This window comes from Polycladomyces abyssicola (assembly GCF_018326425.1).
In the GTDB taxonomy this organism is placed as follows: domain Bacteria; phylum Bacillota; class Bacilli; order Thermoactinomycetales; family JIR-001; genus Polycladomyces; species Polycladomyces abyssicola.
This window is the reverse complement of sequence record NZ_AP024601.1, coordinates 819,117-837,018: the sequence shown is the minus strand read 5'-3', so window position 1 is coordinate 837,018 and position 17,902 is coordinate 819,117. Positions and strand designations below refer to the sequence as shown.

At 49.5% G+C, this 17,902-nt stretch carries 22 protein-coding genes; 9 read left to right on the top strand and 13 right to left on the bottom strand.

What is annotated here, in order from left to right:
• Positions 1-174: 174 nt before the first annotated feature.
• The 5 genes from KI215_RS04235 to KI215_RS04215 all read right to left on the bottom strand — a co-directional run bounded on the left by KI215_RS04235 (position 175) and on the right by KI215_RS04215 (position 5,593).
• Positions 175-522, bottom strand: a complete 348-nt coding sequence (locus KI215_RS04235) for a Rossmann-fold NAD(P)-binding domain-containing protein (RefSeq protein WP_212774332.1) — start codon at positions 520-522, stop codon at positions 175-177.
• Between the two features lie 23 nt (positions 523-545).
• On the bottom strand, positions 546-1,154 hold the full coding sequence (locus KI215_RS04230) for an NAD-dependent epimerase/dehydratase family protein (protein WP_212774331.1): 609 nt from the start codon (positions 1,152-1,154) through the stop codon (positions 546-548).
• The gene (locus KI215_RS04225) at positions 1,155-1,310 is read right to left on the bottom strand and encodes a hypothetical protein (protein ID WP_212774330.1); all 156 of its coding nucleotides are present in this window, start codon (positions 1,308-1,310) and stop codon (positions 1,155-1,157) included. It abuts the gene before it with no gap.
• 258 nt (positions 1,311-1,568) lie between these two features.
• Positions 1,569-2,090 (bottom strand): phosphatidylglycerophosphatase A family protein, encoded by a 522-nt coding sequence (locus tag KI215_RS04220; RefSeq protein ID WP_246512193.1) that lies wholly within the window; start codon positions 2,088-2,090, stop codon positions 1,569-1,571.
• A gap of 38 nt (positions 2,091-2,128) precedes the next feature.
• Positions 2,129-5,593: a DNA polymerase III subunit alpha gene (locus KI215_RS04215; protein WP_212774328.1), complete on the bottom strand. Its 3,465-nt coding sequence runs from the start codon at positions 5,591-5,593 to the stop codon at positions 2,129-2,131.
• A 340-nt stretch (positions 5,594-5,933) separates the two neighbouring features.
• Here KI215_RS04215 and KI215_RS04210 point away from each other — a divergent pair, with 340 nt between their 5' ends.
• The gene (locus tag KI215_RS04210) at positions 5,934-6,128 is read left to right on the top strand and encodes a hypothetical protein (protein ID WP_246512192.1); all 195 of its coding nucleotides are present in this window, start codon (positions 5,934-5,936) and stop codon (positions 6,126-6,128) included.
• Positions 6,129-6,362: 234 nt separating this feature from the next.
• Here KI215_RS04210 and KI215_RS04205 read toward each other — a convergent pair whose 3' ends face one another.
• Together KI215_RS04205 and KI215_RS04200 are read right to left on the bottom strand one after the other, a co-directional pair.
• Positions 6,363-6,734, bottom strand: a complete 372-nt coding sequence (locus KI215_RS04205; RefSeq protein ID WP_212774326.1) for an iron chaperone — start codon at positions 6,732-6,734, stop codon at positions 6,363-6,365.
• A 612-nt stretch (positions 6,735-7,346) separates the two neighbouring features.
• Positions 7,347-7,922 carry a methyltransferase family protein gene (locus KI215_RS04200; RefSeq protein WP_212774325.1) on the bottom strand — a complete coding sequence of 192 codons (576 nt, stop codon included), beginning with the start codon at positions 7,920-7,922 and terminating at the stop codon, positions 7,347-7,349.
• Positions 7,923-8,208: 286 nt separating this feature from the next.
• Here KI215_RS04200 and KI215_RS04195 point away from each other — a divergent pair, with 286 nt between their 5' ends.
• Complete coding sequence (locus KI215_RS04195) at positions 8,209-8,535, top strand: YtrH family sporulation protein (RefSeq protein ID WP_275956751.1); 327 nt, start codon at positions 8,209-8,211, stop codon at positions 8,533-8,535.
• Entirely contained in the window at positions 8,535-9,056 is a 522-nt protein-coding gene (locus KI215_RS04190) for a sporulation membrane protein YtrI (RefSeq protein WP_212774323.1), read from the top strand. Before KI215_RS04195 ends, KI215_RS04190 begins: the two co-directional genes overlap by 1 nt.
• A 64-nt stretch (positions 9,057-9,120) precedes the next feature.
• On the opposite strand, the gene KI215_RS04185 is transcribed toward KI215_RS04190, so the two are convergent.
• The gene (locus KI215_RS04185; RefSeq protein WP_212774322.1) at positions 9,121-9,978 is read right to left on the bottom strand and encodes a LysR family transcriptional regulator; all 858 of its coding nucleotides are present in this window, start codon (positions 9,976-9,978) and stop codon (positions 9,121-9,123) included.
• A 424-nt stretch (positions 9,979-10,402) separates the two neighbouring features.
• Between KI215_RS04185 and KI215_RS04180 the strand changes: the two genes are divergently transcribed.
• Positions 10,403-11,353 carry a nucleoside recognition domain-containing protein gene (locus KI215_RS04180; protein ID WP_212774321.1) on the top strand — a complete coding sequence of 317 codons (951 nt, stop codon included), beginning with the start codon at positions 10,403-10,405 and terminating at the stop codon, positions 11,351-11,353.
• A 9-nt stretch (positions 11,354-11,362) separates the two neighbouring features.
• Here KI215_RS04180 and KI215_RS04175 read toward each other — a convergent pair whose 3' ends face one another.
• Entirely contained in the window at positions 11,363-11,611 is a 249-nt protein-coding gene (locus KI215_RS04175) for a hypothetical protein (protein ID WP_212774320.1), read from the bottom strand.
• A gap of 241 nt (positions 11,612-11,852) precedes the next feature.
• On the opposite strand from KI215_RS04175, the gene KI215_RS04170 reads away from it, so the two are divergent.
• The 4 genes from KI215_RS04170 (at position 11,853) to KI215_RS04155 (ending at position 13,716) form a co-directional block, all read left to right on the top strand.
• Positions 11,853-12,626 (top strand): class I SAM-dependent methyltransferase, encoded by a 774-nt coding sequence (locus tag KI215_RS04170; RefSeq protein ID WP_212774319.1) that lies wholly within the window; start codon positions 11,853-11,855, stop codon positions 12,624-12,626.
• A 104-nt stretch (positions 12,627-12,730) separates the two neighbouring features.
• Positions 12,731-12,919 carry a YtzJ family protein gene (locus tag KI215_RS04165; protein ID WP_212774318.1) on the top strand — a complete coding sequence of 63 codons (189 nt, stop codon included), beginning with the start codon at positions 12,731-12,733 and terminating at the stop codon, positions 12,917-12,919.
• A gap of 87 nt (positions 12,920-13,006) precedes the next feature.
• Positions 13,007-13,384: a YtpI family protein gene (locus KI215_RS04160; RefSeq protein WP_212774317.1), complete on the top strand. Its 378-nt coding sequence runs from the start codon at positions 13,007-13,009 to the stop codon at positions 13,382-13,384.
• Between the two features lie 56 nt (positions 13,385-13,440).
• A complete protein-coding gene (locus KI215_RS04155; RefSeq protein WP_212774316.1) occupies positions 13,441-13,716 on the top strand; it encodes a hypothetical protein in 276 nt (91 codons plus the stop codon).
• Positions 13,717-13,721: 5 nt separating this feature from the next.
• Here KI215_RS04155 and KI215_RS04150 read toward each other — a convergent pair whose 3' ends face one another.
• Positions 13,722-14,549, bottom strand: a complete 828-nt coding sequence (locus KI215_RS04150; protein WP_212774315.1) for a class I SAM-dependent methyltransferase — start codon at positions 14,547-14,549, stop codon at positions 13,722-13,724.
• 199 nt (positions 14,550-14,748) lie between these two features.
• Between KI215_RS04150 and KI215_RS04145 the strand changes: the two genes are divergently transcribed.
• Positions 14,749-14,988 carry a hypothetical protein gene (locus tag KI215_RS04145; protein ID WP_212774314.1) on the top strand — a complete coding sequence of 80 codons (240 nt, stop codon included), beginning with the start codon at positions 14,749-14,751 and terminating at the stop codon, positions 14,986-14,988.
• A gap of 195 nt (positions 14,989-15,183) precedes the next feature.
• Here the strand turns inward: KI215_RS04145 and KI215_RS04140 are convergent, their stop codons facing one another.
• The 3 genes from KI215_RS04140 to KI215_RS04130 all read right to left on the bottom strand — a co-directional run bounded on the left by KI215_RS04140 (position 15,184) and on the right by KI215_RS04130 (position 17,873).
• Complete coding sequence (locus KI215_RS04140; protein ID WP_212774313.1) at positions 15,184-16,497, bottom strand: DRTGG domain-containing protein; 1,314 nt, start codon at positions 16,495-16,497, stop codon at positions 15,184-15,186.
• A gap of 229 nt (positions 16,498-16,726) precedes the next feature.
• Entirely contained in the window at positions 16,727-17,011 is a 285-nt protein-coding gene (locus KI215_RS04135; protein ID WP_212774312.1) for a hypothetical protein, read from the bottom strand.
• A 166-nt stretch (positions 17,012-17,177) separates the two neighbouring features.
• The gene (locus tag KI215_RS04130; RefSeq protein ID WP_212774311.1) at positions 17,178-17,873 is read right to left on the bottom strand and encodes a metal-dependent hydrolase; all 696 of its coding nucleotides are present in this window, start codon (positions 17,871-17,873) and stop codon (positions 17,178-17,180) included.
• Positions 17,874-17,902 lie beyond the last annotated feature (29 nt).

Below are 17,902 nucleotides of genomic sequence, written 5' to 3'. Positions count from 1 at the left end.
ACCGATTTTCCGGTACACTGTCACCCCCGGTGCAGTAGGGTTTGGGGAAACTTGTCGGGATATTTCAGTCCGAAGCTAAAGAAGCGTACCAAATCGGTGTGGGCCGCCAACCCTTTATATGACAAATGGAAAGGCCCACTATGTAAGTGTGCCCTCCCCATACATTTGTTTGTTTCAGTTCAGCGATTTTTCATCCAGTCCAACGTTTGTTGAAGACCCACTTGAAAAGGTGTTCGCGGAATATCTCCGATGTGTTTGATACTTTTGCCCGTCCAATAAAAACGGTCGATCGTACAGATAGTACAGTTCCACCATTTCACGCATCGTTTTGTCTCCGATCCCCAGCAGTCTCAACATCCATTTCTTCACTGAAACCACTTTTGGTTCATATCCCAGAATCTTGGACGCGTATTTGATCACCTGGTGCCCCGTGATCCCGCCCTCTCCGGGAACGTTCCACGCCTGCCCGGCTGCATGATCCTCCCTTGCCAATCGGACCAAAGCCTTTGCGGCATCAGGCATGAAAACGTACTCTCTCTCCACATTCAGCGGACCCACCCAGTAAACGGTTTTCTTTTCCAAAAACGACCGCAAAACCGAATGCAAATGTCCGCATAAGGTCCGTAAAAATCAGGGAAACGTGCAACGACTCCCTCGATCTTCCCTTTGTCGTGGGCTTTTGCCAACATTTCCTCCATCTCACGCCGAATTTTCCCTTTTTTGGTTTGCGGATCGGTGGGGTGCGTTTCCGACACCAAAGGTGTTTGGGGGTATCCGTACGCATAAACGGAATGTACCAACACCATCCTTTTCGCCAGTCCCGAAGCGCCTTGCAGGATCGTGTTCATAATGGGAATCTGCTTGGATTCCCACTCCGGGTAAGGAAGTCCCACCGAGTGAAAAACCAGCTCCACTCCGTCACACATCCTGCGGACAAACGCACGGTCAGTGGCGTCACCCGGACAAATCTCGACCGGGAGATTTCCGAATTGCTCCTGCATCCTTTGAGCATTGCGGGCCACAGCGCGCACCTGATAGCCTACTTCGATCAATTCTTTGACAAGGGAATGTCCCCTCCTCCCGAAGCTCCGCATACCGTAGCAATGGGTGCGGACATCACGATTCCTCCCAACCTCACTGGTTTGACGCTCCAATCATCGCCACCAATAACTTTGCTCCAGCAAAACTGTCATAACCCCGCATTCCCGTTCAAACCAATGTCGCATCTGCGTCTTCATCACCAAAAACTCCGATGCTGCATGGGAGACACCGATCAATGACATCGAGGTGGTTGGGACGTAGTCCATCATTTCTTGAAAGCGCCTTCTGCTGTCATCTCGCTCAACGCCCTTTCCAACTCGGATAACAGCACCGCGTTTGCCCCTTCCCTTTGACGTGGAACAGAACAATCTCAACCGAAAATACACAATATTAATTCGATTATAACGGGGAAAGGGGTTACGGTAACAGATGAAAAACGAAAAATTCATCACACGAAAAAGATCCCTCAAAAAAAACACCGGCTTTCCGCGAAACCGGAAGCCGGTGTTTTTTGTACGGATTCGCCTTTATCCTTCCTCATCCATTCCGGTTGATTTATCCTTATCCGCCTCATATCGCTCCATATCGGGATGACGGTGCGCGATGCGGGCAGAAGCCGCCGCCGCAACACCGGCCACCAGATCGTCCAAAAATACATGGATTTTTCCATTTCGATGATTCAACCGTTTCAAGATCCCCACTTTGATTTTGTCTAAATAGCCGAAGCTGGTCAGCCCAATTGTCCCGTACACGTTGATGATGGATAGCGCCAGGATTTCATCCACACCGAAGAGCGGCTCATCAATTTCCATCATCGTTTGCAAGGGTTGCGGCAGTTTCTTGGCTTCCGCCAGTTCATCGAGGGCAATTCCCGTAAGGAGTGCGTTCTGGACTTCCCTTTTTTTCAGGACGTGGGATACGCTTTCCACACATTCATCCAGAGAAAGTGTATCATTGTAGGGCCGCTGGAGCCCGTACACGATCTCCCCGATCGCTTCCAGCGACACCCCCCGCTTCTCCAACAGGTTGACCACATGGCGATAAAACACGCCACCCACCTCTTCCAAAAAACGAATCGTTCCCCATCTTATGCACCTGAGGGAGACAAGGTTCCACTTCGTCTCACGATTTGAAACGCGTGTTTTCCTAGGATAGCCTCGATTTGCGTTCGGCATTCGTCTGTGGGGTCGATACCGAATTTGTCGGTGGGCAGCGCCAGAACTTTTCGCGTACGCTCGTAATACAGATAAACGGGCACCTCTCCACGGTGGGCGAGCAGAACGCGTTTCAATGCTTCCAAGCGGCTTTTCTCCTCACGATCTGCCGGGATACGGATATATGCGCGCCTGTTTTCCGTCTTTTTTGCTGCATCGGGACGTTGGGCCAACACCTCCAACTCTTCCACCTTGTCGGCCAATATTTTGACGCCGTTCTCATGGTGATTTACCCTTCCCGTTACCAACACGAGCCGGTCGAGACGCACCGATGCGCGATACCGTTCCAACACGCGGGGAAACAGAACCACTTCCACCTGCACACCTCTCTCCTCGATCTGTGCGAATGCCATCGCCTCGCCGCGTTTTGTGGTGATCGGCTTCACTTCGGTGATCACGCCCGCCACGGTCACCGTTTCCGATTCGCGGCATTCATCCAGTTGAGCAGCTGTATGGGTGGCATACGCTTCGATCAAGCGGCGGTAGGGTTGCAGGGGATGGCCGGATACGTACAAGCCCAGTAATTCCCGCTCCAGCTCCAACTTCTCCTTTTCCGAAAACGGAGTCACATTGTCATAAGAGAAACGGGTACGCGGTCCCTCAGGCTCCTCATCCCCGAATAATCCCAGCTGGTCCTCAGATCGGCTTTTTTGCACTGAAGTACCGTACTCCATCGCTTCATCCAACATGGCCAGCCATTGGGCGCGATGACCGGGAAACGTGTCCATCGCCCCGCATTGGATGAGCGCTTCCAACACCCTGCGATTGCAGACGCGCAAATCCACCCGCGCGCACAAATCGAACAAGTCGCGAAACGGACGCTTTTCCCGCTCCCGGATAAGCGTACGGATTGCACCCTTCCCCACGTGTTTGACTGCAGCCAGACCGAAGCGGATCGCACCATCTTCCACTGAGAACGCAGCGGCGCTTCGGTTTACATCCGGCAACCGCACTTCAATACCCATACGGCGGCACTCCTCGATGTATTCGGCCATCTTACCGTGACTGCCCATCACCGTAGTAAGCAAAGCAGCCATATATTCCAGGGGATAATGCGCCTTCAGAAACGCTGTCTGGTAAGCCAGCACAGCATAGGCGGCGGAGTGACTGCGGTTGAAACCGTAGTCGGCGAATCGGACAATCAGGTCGTACACTTTTTCGCCTGTCTTCTCGTCATACCCGTTGGCCACACACCCCTTTACAAATGCGGTGCGCTGTTCGTCCAGCAACGTCCGATTTTTCTTGGAGACAGCCCGCCGGAGCAAATCGGCCTGCCCCAAAGTAAATCCAGCCATCTTGGCGGCGATTTGCATGATCTGTTCCTGATAGACGATAATCCCGTAGGTGTCACGCAGGATGGGCTCCAGATCAGGATGCGGATACTGTACTTTTTCCAACCCGTGCTTGGCACGGATAAACCGCGGAATCTGATCCATCGGTCCCGGGCGGTACAAGGCCAAGACGGCGATCAGATCTTCAAAGTGAGACGGTTTCAGCTCCCGGAGCACCTTTCTCATCCCTGCCGACTCCAATTGAAACACGCCGGTCGTTTCACCGCGGGAAAGCAGGGCGTACGTTTGGGGATCATCGTACGACATGCGGCTGAAATCAATCGCTTTTCCGTGATGCTTCCGGATCAACTCGATCGCCCGTCCGATCACCGTCAAGTTGCGCAATCCCAGGAAATCGGCCTTGAGCAATCCGATCCGCTCCAGCACCTCCATCGGATACTGGGTCAACCTGCCCCCATCGTGCCCTTCCTGTAACGGTGTATGTGCTGTCAACGGCTGATCGGCGATCACCACTCCGGCGGCGTGCGTAGAGGCGTGACGGGGAAGCCCTTCCACCTTCCTAACGACCTTCATCAACTCCGCAATCCGGGGATGATCGTTGCACAGCTGTTGCAACCGCGGTTCAGCGGCAAACGCTTTTTCCAGCGTCATGCCCGGTGCCGCCGGAATCAGTTTCGCCGCACGATCCACATCGGCGTACGGTAACCCCATCACCCGGCCCACATCCCGTACCGCAGCACGGGGAGCCATCGTACCAAAGGTGATGATCTGAGCAACACGATCAGCGCCGTATTTACGCGTCACATACGCAATCACTTCATCCCGCCGCTCGTAATCAAAGTCGATGTCAATGTCGGGCATCGATACCCGCTCGGGGTTCAAAAAGCGTTCAAACAGCAGGCCATACCGAATCGGATCAATATCCGTGATCCGCAACACGTACGAGACGAGACTGCCCGCCGCCGATCCGCGCCCGGGTCCGGTCATGATCCCCTGCTCACGGGCAAACCGGACAAAGTCCCATACGATCAAAAAATAATCGCTGAACCCCATCCGCTCGATCACGGACAACTCATAATTCAACCGCTGCTTCGCTTCCGCGGTGGGGGTTCCGTATCTTTCCCGCAAACCGCGTTCGCACAACTTCCGCAAATACGAAGCGGCTGTCTCCTCATCCGGCACGGGAAAACGCGGCAATAATCGCTGTCCCAGCGGAATCTCCACATGGCACTGCTCCGCAATCCTGACCGTGTTGGCCAGTGCTTCCGGCACATGAGCAAACAGGCGGCACATTTCTTCCGGCGATTTCAGGTAAAACTGATCCGACGGAAACCGCATCCGGTCCTCATCCGCCAGACGTCGCCCGGTGCCAATACAGAGCAGACAGTCGTGCACGCCATGGTCCTCTTGTCTGAGGTAGTGCACATCATTGGTGGCGATCAGCGGTATGCCCGTTTCCCGACTCAGCTCGATCAAAAACCGGTTCACCTTTTGCTGTTCCGGCATGCGATGATCCTGCAATTCGAGAAAAAAGTGGCCTTCTCCGAAGATCTCCAGATATTCTCTTGCCAACCGTCGCGCATCCGAGTAACGATCTTGAAGAATCGCCTGCGGAATCTCCCCGGCCAGACAGGAGCTGGTAGCGATCAAGCCGCCTGAAAGCTCCCGCAGCACGCGCTTGTCGATCCGGGGTTTGTAGTGAAACCCCTCCAGATGCGCGATCGTGGAAAGTTTCATCAAGTTGCGGTAGCCTTCGTTGTTTTTAGCGATCAGCAACAAGTGATACATCCGGTGCTCTCGCGGGGAAGGACGTTCATGCAAATCGCCGTCCGTCAGATAACATTCACAACCGATGATCGGCTTGATTCCCGCAGACCGGCACGCTTCGTAAAACGGCACCACCCCGTACATGGCCCCATGATCCGTGATGGCCAACGCCGGCATGCCGAGCCGTCGTGCTTCCTCGACCAGCGCGTCGATTCGGGCGGCGCCGTCCAACAAACTGTATTCAGTATGTACATGCAGATGCACGAACGAGGTATTCACATGAACCACCCGCCGGTTTCCGACTTTTCCCCCTCATTATAACGAATTCCCGTACAGGGACGAAACGCAATGCCAAATAGCCAGGAGAAACGGGGGTTGGGGAGAGGGAAAACCCTCTCTTTTTTGTGTGGCGAATACCCTCCAAAGGAAAATTGGGCACCTCAGAGGGCAAAATTTTGGGGCTAAGAGGGGTATATGAGGATAGAAAGAACCCAGCATAAAAGCTGGGCAAAATCCATGTTAGTGAGGTTTTCTAATTTCACAGTAGCCAAATTTGGGTAGGGCGGTGTTCCAGTCACCAGAGTTGAATGAGGACTACATAGCAGAGATGGAGTACATCATGCAGAGAGCATTGTATGAGGATATGGCGGAGGTCGTGACTTACGCCACCATTTATGGACCGGAACAGTTCTGCGGCTTTATAACAAAGGTGAATCCATATGAAAAGTGGTTGGAGATCGCCAACAGGGATTGTCGGAAAATCATACGCTTTGAGGATTTGTTGAGGCTGGAAGAGGCACAGGAGGATGTGTAAATGAACGAATGGTTTTCGGTATTTTTTCGGAGTCCCATTTTTGAACGACCGGGGAAAATTTGCAACAGAACCCACTAATATTTATAAATCATTAGAAACAACAGATAAAAAACAACAAAAAAACAAAACAATTAACCTCATTTAAAATATTTATTCCAATTACCTTTTTGTGTAGAAACTTTACCCCTAAAAACCCTAGAGCATATCATGGAGTGCTATTTGGTCCTGTTTTTTCTATTTCCGCCAAAAAGTTGAACAGTCTGCCTTATCCTTGATATTAAATTCAATTATCTTCTCTAGCAATTCGTAATTAACAGGTTCAGTCCACGGAATTCGGAACAAGCGTGAAGAAGCGCTGTAGCCAGCTTGGGCGATTTCATCGGCAAAATGCACCATTGTCTGTTCTTCGGGTAAAATGCTCAAATGATTTTTTGCTGTGGCAAACATAATGATGTATGTGCCGTGATCGGTAAACGTGGGTTTGTTCCACTTGATTTGCGGTTCCAAATTTGGAAATTTCTTAGTTACCCAAGTCAAAACTTCTTCCGTTCGGGCCCGATGTTGCGGGTTATCAATATGCGCTAAATATTCTGCAAAAACTTCCATGTTGTTCCCTCCTAAAATAAAAATTATGTCGTTCAAAGAAGTTCCTCAAACCCATTCGTCGTTAAAACTCCTCACAGAACCGCTCAGACACGTTCTTAAACAACACCTATTTCCAACTATATATTTTAGTCAAAATGGCTTAAAACGCAAATTAGAGGCTTTAAAAAGTATCTGACTTATATCGCCAGCAATAGCTGGTCTGTCTAAAAGTATATAACTACATGTCATCTATAGTTACATAACATAAATAATATTTTTAATTTTCAGGGGCGGCTTGCCACATATGCTGTAGGATGGGGGTGGTCAGGGTCGGGATGGGGCCACCTTCTTTTTTGTGTTAGGAAGAAATCAAAAAAGAGCATGCATGCCACTACGCTACTGCACCTACCGCCCAAGGCCCGATCGAAAAATCGAGGTGATGGCACAGGCCTATTACAATGTTAAGATAGTAGGAGGGATTAAAACCACATTGTGGATTTTGCCCAGCTTTTTTATTGCTGGGTTTTTCTTTTGGTTCGACATTGAGAAAAGTCGCAGTATTTTTCATGTCGGTGGGGCTCTTTTGATCAGTATGGCTCATGCTATATGCTATTTCCGATTATTTCCTTTGGTTTACAGAATCCAGGGAATGAGCCGACGGGATCGCTGTTGATACGTCCGGTATTCGTCTCCAAATTGTGTGACCAGCAGCTTTTCTTCCAATCCGCTTTTCACCCAATAGGAAGCAACCACAAGGATCCATCCCAGAAACCCCGTCCACTGCGGGTTTATCAGGTTCAATCCCAAGATGATCAGGATGATACCGGTGTAGATGGGATGCCTGACCCAGCGGTAAGGCCCTGTTTGCACAACCTGCTGTTTCTCACGCAACTGCACAGCGGAGCTCCAATGTATGCCGAGATTCAGTCGCGCCCACACCGCCCAAACCATCCCCGACACCAAGAGAATCCATCCTGTCCACAACGACCAGTTGAAGGGATAAAATGGACGGACTCCCCACCAGCCGGGAAGGTGTGTCACACTGACCGTGATGGCCAACGCGACGATCAACAGATGAATCCGGTAAAAGATCGGTGTAGACTCATGAGTTTTTTGATTTTCTCTCGATGTTATCCACCCGTACAACAACCAGAAACCAAAAAAGACGCCAACCATCCAGGGAGCCATGTACACTAACGACAATCCCATTTATCCCCTCTCCTTGATTTTGTTTTCATCCAATTGTATCGCATTCTTGCCCGCGGTTTTCTTCGATGTTGGCTTTGGGCGGATTAGCCTCGACCGTTTAAAGACTCATGCCCATCAAACCAAAAGTCCCCCAAAACAAAAAATGGGCTATATCAGCAGCCTTGTCGGATTGCTCCCCGCCCGCTCCTATTCCTCACGCTCCCCTTGTCCACATATTTTTCCGGGTCGGTTCATAAAGTGGTGACAAAGGGATGGGGAAACCATGTACCAAAGGACGGGATCGACCGTGAGCCATTTCATATCCACGACCGTACTTGATTTTTTCATCGCCTTGGGCGTCGTCTTGGGCGGGGTTCTGCTGGGGGGCATCGGTGCAGTCATCGGTGGAAAACCGCCGATGGACACTATGCTCAACTTGGCGGAACAACTCAAAATCTGGGCGATGGTGGCCGCGATCGGGGGTACGTTTGACGCCATCCGCACATTTGAAGTCCATATTCTCGAAGGCAAATTGAACCAAGTGATTCAACAGATGGTGTTCATCTTCAGTGCGTTTATCGGTGCCCATGTCGGCACGGTCCTGATCCGCTGGCTCATCCAGGGGAACGGATGATGAGACACCACATAACCGGTCGATTCCGCCCTCATCCGCGTATCTGGGTCGTCTTCATCTTCGGCATCCTGATTGGTGCCGCTGGTATGCTGGTCTATCTGGGAGAAAAATTGGACAGTTTTTATCTGGAACGGGATGCCATGTACTATGCCAACAACCAAAAGCAAAAGGAAATTTTACGTCTCAAAACGGAACTGGACCGGCTGACACACGAAGAATCGAAGCGCAGGGAAGCCGCCGGCAAGATCCGCAAAATACAGGTGGAAGTGTTGACACCGCAACGTTTCGGACAAGAAACGATCAAAGCTGAGGTGGAGAAATTATTGCAACCGTTCGTGGGTAAATCGATCGAGTGGTTGGGGCGCAACCCGGATTTGGTGGACACCGTCCTGCAGGGTAGAACGATCCGTTTGTCCGATCCCAAGGCAAGTGCGGTTCAACTCCATGTCAAATATGTGACACTGGTGGATTCCGACCTGAAAGTGTGGATTGATGCGCGGGATGTTCCCGCGGATGAATAGCGTGGTGTAATAGGGGAGTGTATCTGGCCCACGAGTTCACATTTTGAGGGCATTAGTTTATTCTTTACTTCTGTTTCACCGTTTGTAGAAACCTTTCAAGTAATACCGCCGCTTGCGAATTTTTGTGGTGAATAAAATAAATGTGTGATAAAGAAACTTTTTCGGGCAATGGGTAAAGAGTAAATCGGTTGAGATGGCCGGTGTGTTGCAAATAGTGATGAGACACGATCGAGATTCCGATCCCAGCTTCGACATAGGACAAAATGGCCTCAAGCGAATCCAAAACCATAATCCTGTTGGTGTGGTACCCTTGTTCATTCATCCAAGTGATCAACCTGTTTCTATATGAGCAACCCTCTTCAAACACCAACAGATATTTTTTCCGTACATCCAATAAGCTGAGAGGTTCATTTTGGGAAGATATCATGACCAGTTCTTCCTCAAAAACAGGCTCCTGTACTATATTGGGATGGTCAATTGCCGCACTTACAAATGCTCCATCCAATTGAAAATCAAGAACATCCTCAACTAACCTCTTTGACGAATTGATTATCAGATTTAAGTTGACATCAGGATACTCTTTGGAAAAACGGGAGATTGAACCCGGCAACCTCGAAACCGCCACGGATTCAATAGATCCGATTTGAAGCGATCCCATCGATGTGTTGGTCTTCATCACCGCTTCCTTTGTTTCCTCAATTAAGTCAAAGATTCTTTCTGCATATTGCAGAAGAATTTTCCCCTTTGGTGTTAATGTCACTCCTTTGGAATGCCTGTAAAACAGTTGAGTTTTTAGCTGTTTCTCCAAGTGCTTGATTCGGGAAGTAACGTTTGATTGTACATAATTCAGTTTTCTAGCTGCTTTCGAAATACTCCCTCCTTTTGCAGTGACATAAAAAATTTCAAGATCACTTATCTCCATAAAGACTCCCCTTTGACCAAATTCATTAGGGCGTGTCTGGTGAATACTGTCCAATCGCTTTCTCGGCTCACTCCACCTGCGCCCTGCAAGGAAGCTTGCCGTTTCAGTACGCAGGACGCGGGTAAAGTACACTTCGCTTAGAAGTTTTTGCCCGCGATTTCAATCCTACACTTCCCGGGTCTTCGATCGGCCGGGCTTGGTCAGTCGATCGCCTGAGAAAACATTGCCTCTTTAGCCCCATACAATGGTGAACTATCAGTAATGAACCACCTTCGTCCAACGCTCGCTCTCATCCCCCATAGCTGAAGCCGGGAGTTTTCTCGCCTATAAATAATAGTGATGCGCAAGTATCAATATTAAGAATTATCTTTGTTCAATGGAGGTGTAGTAAGATAAAGGTACAAAGACAGCTAATAAGGCAGTGATGATGAATATGAGCCCAATATCATGGAAAAAAGGCTTAAAAACTGGTATTCATACATCTTGGACTTTGGGAAAAGTCATATTTACAGTAACACTCTTGGTCAATATTCTTCAATATACAACGGTCATCAAAAATTTGTCCCAAGCATTGACACCCACCATGAAGTGGATCGGATTACCTGGGGAAGCGACAATCCCCCTGATCCTTGGTAATTTGATTAACTTGTATGCAGGAATCGGGGCTATTTTATCCATTTCCCTGACGAAGAAAGAGGTCTTTATTTTGGCCGTCATGCTTAGTTTTTCTCATAATTTGGTTCTAGAGTCCGTCATATGCAAAAAGATTGGGGTGAATCCCTTACTCATTTCCTTCTTTCGAATTTTTACCGCCATTTTATTTGGATGGATTGTTCAAATTTGCTGGAATGGAGGTAATTCCCAAGCTCAATATGGATTAATCAACACGAATCCTGCAATTCCAAATGGATGGACCGAAATCTTCACGCAAGGGCTAAAGACAGCTACCTTCAACACTTTACAATTTTGTCTCATAGCCATTCCATTGTTGATTATGATTCAAGCATTGCATGACATGAATTTGATACATCGGTTTACCAGATGGACAAGTTTCTTTGTTGAATCGATTGGCATTGAAAAACGAGCAAATCTCACAATCACCAGCGGATTATTGTTCGGGCTCATGTTTGGTGCCGGAATGATGATTCAACAAGTAAAGGAGAGGGTATTCAAAAAAAGGGACCTTACAATCATGATGATTTTATTATCTCTCTGCCATGCAGTAGTTGAAGATACGATTGCCTTTATTCCGTTAAACACGTACCTTGTCACAATGATCATCATCAGATTTGGAGGAGCGATGATTATTTCCCTCATCGTTGCCCGCATACTGCTTCCAAAACCACAAATACAAAAGGAGAAAAGAGTTGGTTAGGCACACGGATCAGGGTCTATTTACATTTTTTAATAGCAACCCGCCTACAGTCGAGAAAAGTGCGCCCATTCCCAGAAAGCTGATTGCATATATGGGGATATCTCCTTCAGGAACTGTTTCATCGATTTCAATCCCATAAAAGTCCATTTCCACCCCGACATGAACGGATGTGTTCATCAGCTCTACAAACTTCCATAAGCAAAGCACACCAAAAACCAGGAGCAACGTACCCGATAATCTGTAGGCATACTTTTTCATCATCTTTCCTCCCTGTAACTTTGTTCTATCATCAACAGTTTCGACATGTTCCCAAACCGTTACCTTTCATATGTCGGAAACTTGCCCTTTTTTCCCAGAGACGGTATACTGAAATATGGAAAATCATGTAGTTTTAGGCGATGAAATCATCACGATCTAGGAACATTTTTTTCAGAAATTCATTATAATAAGAATAGGGCGCCATTTCATTTTCTATTCGTACGACAAAGGATGAAAAGGAATGACGGATAGGAAAGTGGATTTCGGCAATACCACCTGCGATTACGTAAAGTATCGGGTAGGTTATCCGGAATCGTTGTTCCGCTGCCTGAAAACCTTTGGAATCGGACACACCGGACAGACCATCCTGGATATCGGCACGGGCACGGGATACTTGGCCCGGCCCCTGGCCAAACAAGGAGCAAAAGTGACAGGAATGGATCCTTCCGCCGAAATGTTAGCCGCAGCTGCACAATTAGACCGGGAACAGGATGTCACCATCCGTTATGTTCAGGGGAGAGCGGAAAATCTCCCTTTTCCGACTCGTTCCTTTCATGTCGTGACAGCCGGTCAGTGCTGGCATTGGTTTGAAAGGGATCAAGCCGCTCGGGAAGTGTACCGGGTACTTCAACCCGAAGGAAAAGTTGCCATCGTTAATTTCGACTGGATTCCTCTTCCTGGAAACGTCGTTTCCGTCACTGAACAACTGATTCTACGTTACAACCCGAAATGGAAAGGCGGCGGTGGGACGGGTATTTACCCTCAATGGCTGACAGACTTGTCGGAAGCCGGATTTCAAGACTTAGAATCGTTCTCGTTCGATGTAAATGTGCCGTACACACATGAAAGTTGGAGAGGGAGAATCCGTGCCAGCGCCGGAGTCGGAGCCAGTTTGCCTCCCGAGCGAGTGAATGCCTTTGACGCTGAATTGCAAAGAATATTGACGTCTTCCTACCAAGACCCGCTCATGATCCCTCATCGCGTGTTCGCGGTCATCGGAACCAAAAAAGAGTGAGAAGCCCAAGCTGGTCTGACAATGCTGTGACCGGTTGACAAAACGTGTCGCAAATCCTTTCATTTTAGGGTATGATGAAACATAGAAGGAAAGGGGGAACCACCATGATCATCAGTCGTAAACACTTGGCCAAAGCCAAATTGGAAAAGATCAAAAAGGGCTATTCCGCATATGCGGAAACGGAAGAAGTGGCCCAATGGATTGAAAAAGAATTGGCCACTATGGATATTCCGGTTCATATCGACCGCACACCGCATGGGTACTGGTTCATCCCTGAAAAACAGGAAGGTTGACGGTAACATCCACAAGTTTCGCCTCCACCCGTCACGGTGGCGGCGTTCTATTGTGTACATAATCATGTTGTTCTGTAGGAGGATGTCATGAAAACGCTTTTATTGTTCTTCGTCGCCATCATCATCGTGACGGCGATTCTCGTCTTTATCAACAACCTGGCCGCCCGCCGTTCTGAAGGAAACCGGCGCGGTTTTCACCAAGCCAAAATGAACATCAGCATGGGGGTCATGTTTCTCGCCATCGCCGGCATGCATTTCGCCACTCCGGGCGGTGCCTGGTTGCGAACCTTGTTGAACACGTTGATCCTAGTTATCGGCTTGATTAATTTGTATTATGGAATTAAACATTATCGCTATTTTCGCACGTTGTTGGATCAGGAAGGTGATACTGCGGAAACGCCGACAACCAAAGACGACAGCGCTGACAATGACTCCAACAACGAAACCGATCCCGCCCGTGGATAAGGGACGGCTTTTGACCGGCCGTTTTCTTTTTATGTTCATTATTGGGAGGGATGATCTTGAGCAGTTTGCTCCTGTTGGTTGGCGTCCTCGTCTTTGTGATCGCTTTCGTACTGCTGATACGGCTTTATTTCAAGTTCCGACGGGCGGAAGAAACCAAAAAACAGGTGATCCAGGGACAATTTTTCGTCTATATCGGCATGATTTTTCTTTCCATGTCCCTGATCGAGGCAGTCACCAACGACGGACATCCGTGGCTAAAACTTGCCTTGGGCGTGAGTTGTTTGTTGGATGGCATTCGGCGAGTTCGGGACAAAAAGGGAGAGTCGATGTGAGTACTTCAGCCGCTCAGTGCGGCTTTTTTCCTGCCAATATATAATAAGTGGGATGATACACCGAGCAGGTAGGGGTCTGTCGCCAGTTCAATCAGTAAATCCAGCAGCTTTACAAATTCTTTCTCCCCACGATTCCGCCAATATTCCCACTGCTTTGGTGTAAGAACAGCCCCGAGGTTGGTTGAACCGATCAAGCGCAAGGTCTCAAATCCATGGCTTTCCATAAACGGTCGGATTTCATCGATGGAAAAATAATATGCGCCCGTAAATCGTCCTTCGTCATGGTGATCAAAAATGCCCGTCTTCATAAATTGGCGGATCGTGTCCATCTCATCGTTGGGCTTCCATTGCTGCGGTTCCAACAGCGAATTGAGCACATGCCTCACCCTGGACATGAATGCAACAAAGACCACCCCACCTTTTTTGGTAACGCGATATAACTCCTTCACCGCTGCGATCCGATCCTCTTCGGCCTGCAGGTGATATAAGGGTCCCATCATCAAAGCGGCGTCAAATTGTCCCTCTTTCCATTGTTTCAGATCTCTGGCATCTGCTACGAAAAAACCGTCGAATCGATCCATCAATCCAAGCTCAGCCGCTTTGTTTCTGGCGATGTCAACCAGCCGTGGTGTGATATCCGTCAATGTCACACGATATCCGTGTTGGGCCAATGCCATCGAGTATTTTCCCGGGCCAGCTCCATTGTCCAATATGCTTCCGCCTGGTGGAAGGTATCGTTTGATATAATGCCAATTGATGTGAAACTCGAGAGGCTCCCGGTCAAGACGCCCCCACTCATCAAATGACTGGTAATAGCGAATCACTTTCTCCACTGGTTGTTCACTCCTATTGAAAATAGTATCGACTTCTCGGACCATGGAAGGATTGAGGAATAAACCGAAATCCTTTATCATTTTTCTGGATAATGTCAGACCATTCCTTGGTCAGGTGATCTTTTTTCAGCGAAGTCCCAAGCGCCAGATTGATCAGACACCCCGGAAACATTTCAAAAAGAGAGGACATTCTATTCACATGATTCACGGACTGGCTGAGTTGTATTTTCTCGAGAAGGTATATCAACATCATGCGCAGGTGAGTTCATTGGGCTTCGAGATCATCACCTCGATCTTTCAGTTGATCAGTTTACTGATTTTCGTTGGCATTCCCATCACTATCATCTGGTTCATCGTCTGGATGGTAAAAAAGGTGAAAAGGATCGAAACACATTTGGAGACCATCGCGAAGAACATGGAAAAAGAAGCGAAGAATTAAATAAACTTCAGCGGAATTACGGGTCCGATATCAGGGGTCTTATTCGGCGTGTCGATAGCAGAAAAATATATTGGGTGCTTGCGTTGAAAAAACGGGAGCCGCTCCCCACCCCAGCTCTGACCAACCGTCTACTGAGTAAGCGTGGGAATACCGGCTCCCGTGACAAGTCAGCATGGAATTCCAAGAGGAGATTCATCACCGTTCAAACACCTGCGCTGATACCAACGCTTTGGAAACCAATTGTTCTTCGTGGTAAACTTCCATATCCACCTTGGCGAACTTGCGTCCCATTTCCAATATGCGTGGAACGAGCTGGATTTCGCTCTCCAACTGTACCGGCTTTAACAGATAGATTGTCAGGGTTTCCGGCACCAGGTCGCTGCGCCGCTGGCGACGCAGGACGCGGTTGGCCGCTTCCGTGATCAGGGCAGTCAGCACCCCGGTACTAAGCGTCCCCAGCGAATCCGTCATCTGCGGCGTCACCATGCCCCGGAACGCCACCTGGCCGTTTTTGTCCCGCACTTCGCTGAACCCCTGGAAGATCAGGTCGTGGATCGTTTCCCCCACTTGTGGCTGTTTGGACATATATTGCAGCGATTTGATCACATCCTGGCGGCTGATCACACCCAACAGTTTGCGCTGTTCGTTGACCACAGGCAACAGCTCAATCCCTTCCCACACCATCTCGTGAGCGGCAGATGCCAACGAGGTTTTCGGCGTCACGGTGATGGGATGTTTGGTCATGACCTTCTCCAGCCGCTCTTCCGGATCATGCCCCATCACATCTTTGGTGGTCACCATGCCGACCACCCTGTTTCCGTCGTCCACCACAGGATAACGGCTGTGACCCGTCTGTTGCACCATCTCGTGGAAACGTGCCACTTGATCGTCCACATGCAGAGCAACCGGATTGCGCTCCGGGGACAACATATCCTCCACCAGCAGGATTTCCTTTTTGATCAAACGGTCGTCGATTGCGCGATTGATCATTGACGCCACGGTGAACGTATCATAACTGCAGGAGATGACGGGCAGCTCCAGCTCGTCGGCCAGCGCCTTCACTTCCTCCGTCGTATCGAAACCGCCTGTGATCAGTACTGCCGCGCCACGCTGAAGGGAGATGCGATGCACATTGTCCCGGTTGCCTACAATCAACAGGTTGCCCGGTTCCACATACCGCATCATCGCCTCCAGTTTCATTGCACCGATCACGAACCGGTTCAGGGTTTTGTGTAATCCACCCCGACCGCCCAACACTTGGCCGTCTACGATATTCACCACTTCCGCAAACGTGAGTCGTTCGATATCCGAACGCTGCTTTTTCTCGATCCGAACCGTGCCGACGCGTTCGATCGTGTTGACCAGTCCCTGAACCTCGGCGTCCTTGATCGCTCGATACGCCGTCCCTTCGCTAACACCCAGCGTCTGGGCGATCTGACGGACGGAGATTTTGTGACCGACCTCCAACTGCTCAATATATTTCAAAATTTGCTCATGTTTGGTGGGCATGCGCAACCCTTCTTTCCCCCAATTTGTTGATCCTGTTATATAACATTATACACCAAATAAGATACAGTCAAAAAAAGAAAAGGAGAGTTAAGACTCTCCTTTATCTTTCTACCAAGTAACAGTTTTCGTTCCAAACTGAAACACAATATTTCGCTCATAGGCGTTCATTTTTCCTCCGGTTTCCAGCTTCGTTCCACAGTTGTTTGCTGCAAAGGATCACCCATCATTCTTATCCCATACGCCGCTTCTGTCTGCCCGACAGACTGTGGTTCCATGTCCGCTGTGCTTCCAGCCACCGTTGTCTCCGATCCCGCTCTTCCCGCCGCTCGCGCTCCCGCTCCGTCCGCCAAGCCATCGAGCCATGGGCCGCCGCGACGAGTACGGCCAATGACGTCCACAACACGGCAAACCATGAGCCCCATCCCCAATCAGCGGAAAACGGCAGACGGGGAATCGCAAGCAACATCATCGTCAACGTCAACACCAGCGATAAGCCGTGCTTGTTCCGCAACATGCACCATCCCTCCCGCACGCCGTTTTTACATTGTACGTACAGGCCTCGTACGGAATGCAAAAAAAAAAGAGACGGTGTGGCTCCGTCTCAATGAAGGGGGTTTTCATCCTGTTTTTAATCGTAATAGAAGTAGATTACAGTCAGGTTACATCGCATTTACATTTTTTTATCGGGTGAGATCGATCGATTCCCCGCTCTGCAGGATGACGCCCCGGATGCCTTTCTTCTCCAACCGTTTCACAAAAGCGTCGGCATCCTGCTCAATCAACGGGAAGGTGTTGTAATGCATGGGAATCACGCGTTTGGCACCCACCCATTCGGCCGCCAACAACGCATCCTCGGGTCCCATCGTAAAATTGTCCCCGATCGGCAGCATGGCCACATCAATTTTGTGTTGCATACCGATCAGCTTCATGTCGGAGAACAAACCGGTGTCTCCCGCATGGTAGATGGTGAAGTCGCCCATGGTGACGATCAAGCCGGCTGGCATACCGAGATAGATGATTTCCCGCGTATCTTCACGGACAAAGCCGGAGCCGTGGAATGCCGGCGTCAATTTCACGCGACCAAAATCAAACGTATTACCTCCGCCGATGTGCAAGGGATGCACTTTGGCTCCTTGCCATCCCAACCATGTGGCCAATTCAAACGGTGCGATGATCGTGGCGTCGTTTTCTTTGGCAATTTGGAGGGCGTCGCCGACATGATCCCCGTGTCCGTGGGTCAGCAGAATGGCATCCACGCGGATATCTTCGGGTTTGGCAGTCGCTTTCGGGTTACCTGTCAAGAACGGATCGATGATCACGCGTTTGCCGCCGTGTTCCAACTCAAAACAGCTGTGCCCGTGAAACAGGATTTTCACAGTGATGCTCCCTCCCGATCTTTTCCTGG

Excerpts from the sequence above, each read along its gene's own strand:
- KI215_RS04200 (WP_212774325.1), bottom strand. The coding sequence starts at position 7,922 with ATGGGATTGTCGTTAGTGTACATGGCTCCCTGGATGGTTGGCGTCTTT.
- KI215_RS04140 (WP_212774313.1), bottom strand. The coding sequence starts at position 16,497 with ATGCCCACCAAACATGAGCAAATTTTGAAATATATTGAGCAGTTGGAG.
- KI215_RS04135 (WP_212774312.1), bottom strand. The coding sequence starts at position 17,011 with ATGTTGCGGAACAAGCACGGCTTATCGCTGGTGTTGACGTTGACGATG.
- KI215_RS04170 (WP_212774319.1), top strand. The coding sequence starts at position 11,853 with ATGACGGATAGGAAAGTGGATTTCGGCAATACCACCTGCGATTACGTA.
- KI215_RS04210 (WP_246512192.1), top strand. The coding sequence starts at position 5,934 with ATGCAGAGAGCATTGTATGAGGATATGGCGGAGGTCGTGACTTACGCC.
- KI215_RS04235 (WP_212774332.1), bottom strand. The coding sequence starts at position 522 with ATGCCTGATGCCGCAAAGGCTTTGGTCCGATTGGCAAGGGAGGATCAT.
- KI215_RS04180 (WP_212774321.1), top strand. The coding sequence starts at position 10,403 with ATGATGAATATGAGCCCAATATCATGGAAAAAAGGCTTAAAAACTGGT.
- KI215_RS04205 (WP_212774326.1), bottom strand. The coding sequence starts at position 6,734 with ATGGAAGTTTTTGCAGAATATTTAGCGCATATTGATAACCCGCAACAT.
- KI215_RS04185 (WP_212774322.1), bottom strand. The coding sequence starts at position 9,978 with ATGGAGATAAGTGATCTTGAAATTTTTTATGTCACTGCAAAAGGAGGG.
- KI215_RS04190 (WP_212774323.1), top strand. The coding sequence starts at position 8,535 with ATGAGACACCACATAACCGGTCGATTCCGCCCTCATCCGCGTATCTGG.
- KI215_RS04225 (WP_212774330.1), bottom strand. The coding sequence starts at position 1,310 with ATGATGGACTACGTCCCAACCACCTCGATGTCATTGATCGGTGTCTCC.
- KI215_RS04160 (WP_212774317.1), top strand. The coding sequence starts at position 13,007 with ATGAAAACGCTTTTATTGTTCTTCGTCGCCATCATCATCGTGACGGCG.
- KI215_RS04165 (WP_212774318.1), top strand. The coding sequence starts at position 12,731 with ATGATCATCAGTCGTAAACACTTGGCCAAAGCCAAATTGGAAAAGATC.
- KI215_RS04145 (WP_212774314.1), top strand. The coding sequence starts at position 14,749 with ATGATTCACGGACTGGCTGAGTTGTATTTTCTCGAGAAGGTATATCAA.
- KI215_RS04175 (WP_212774320.1), bottom strand. The coding sequence starts at position 11,611 with ATGAAAAAGTATGCCTACAGATTATCGGGTACGTTGCTCCTGGTTTTT.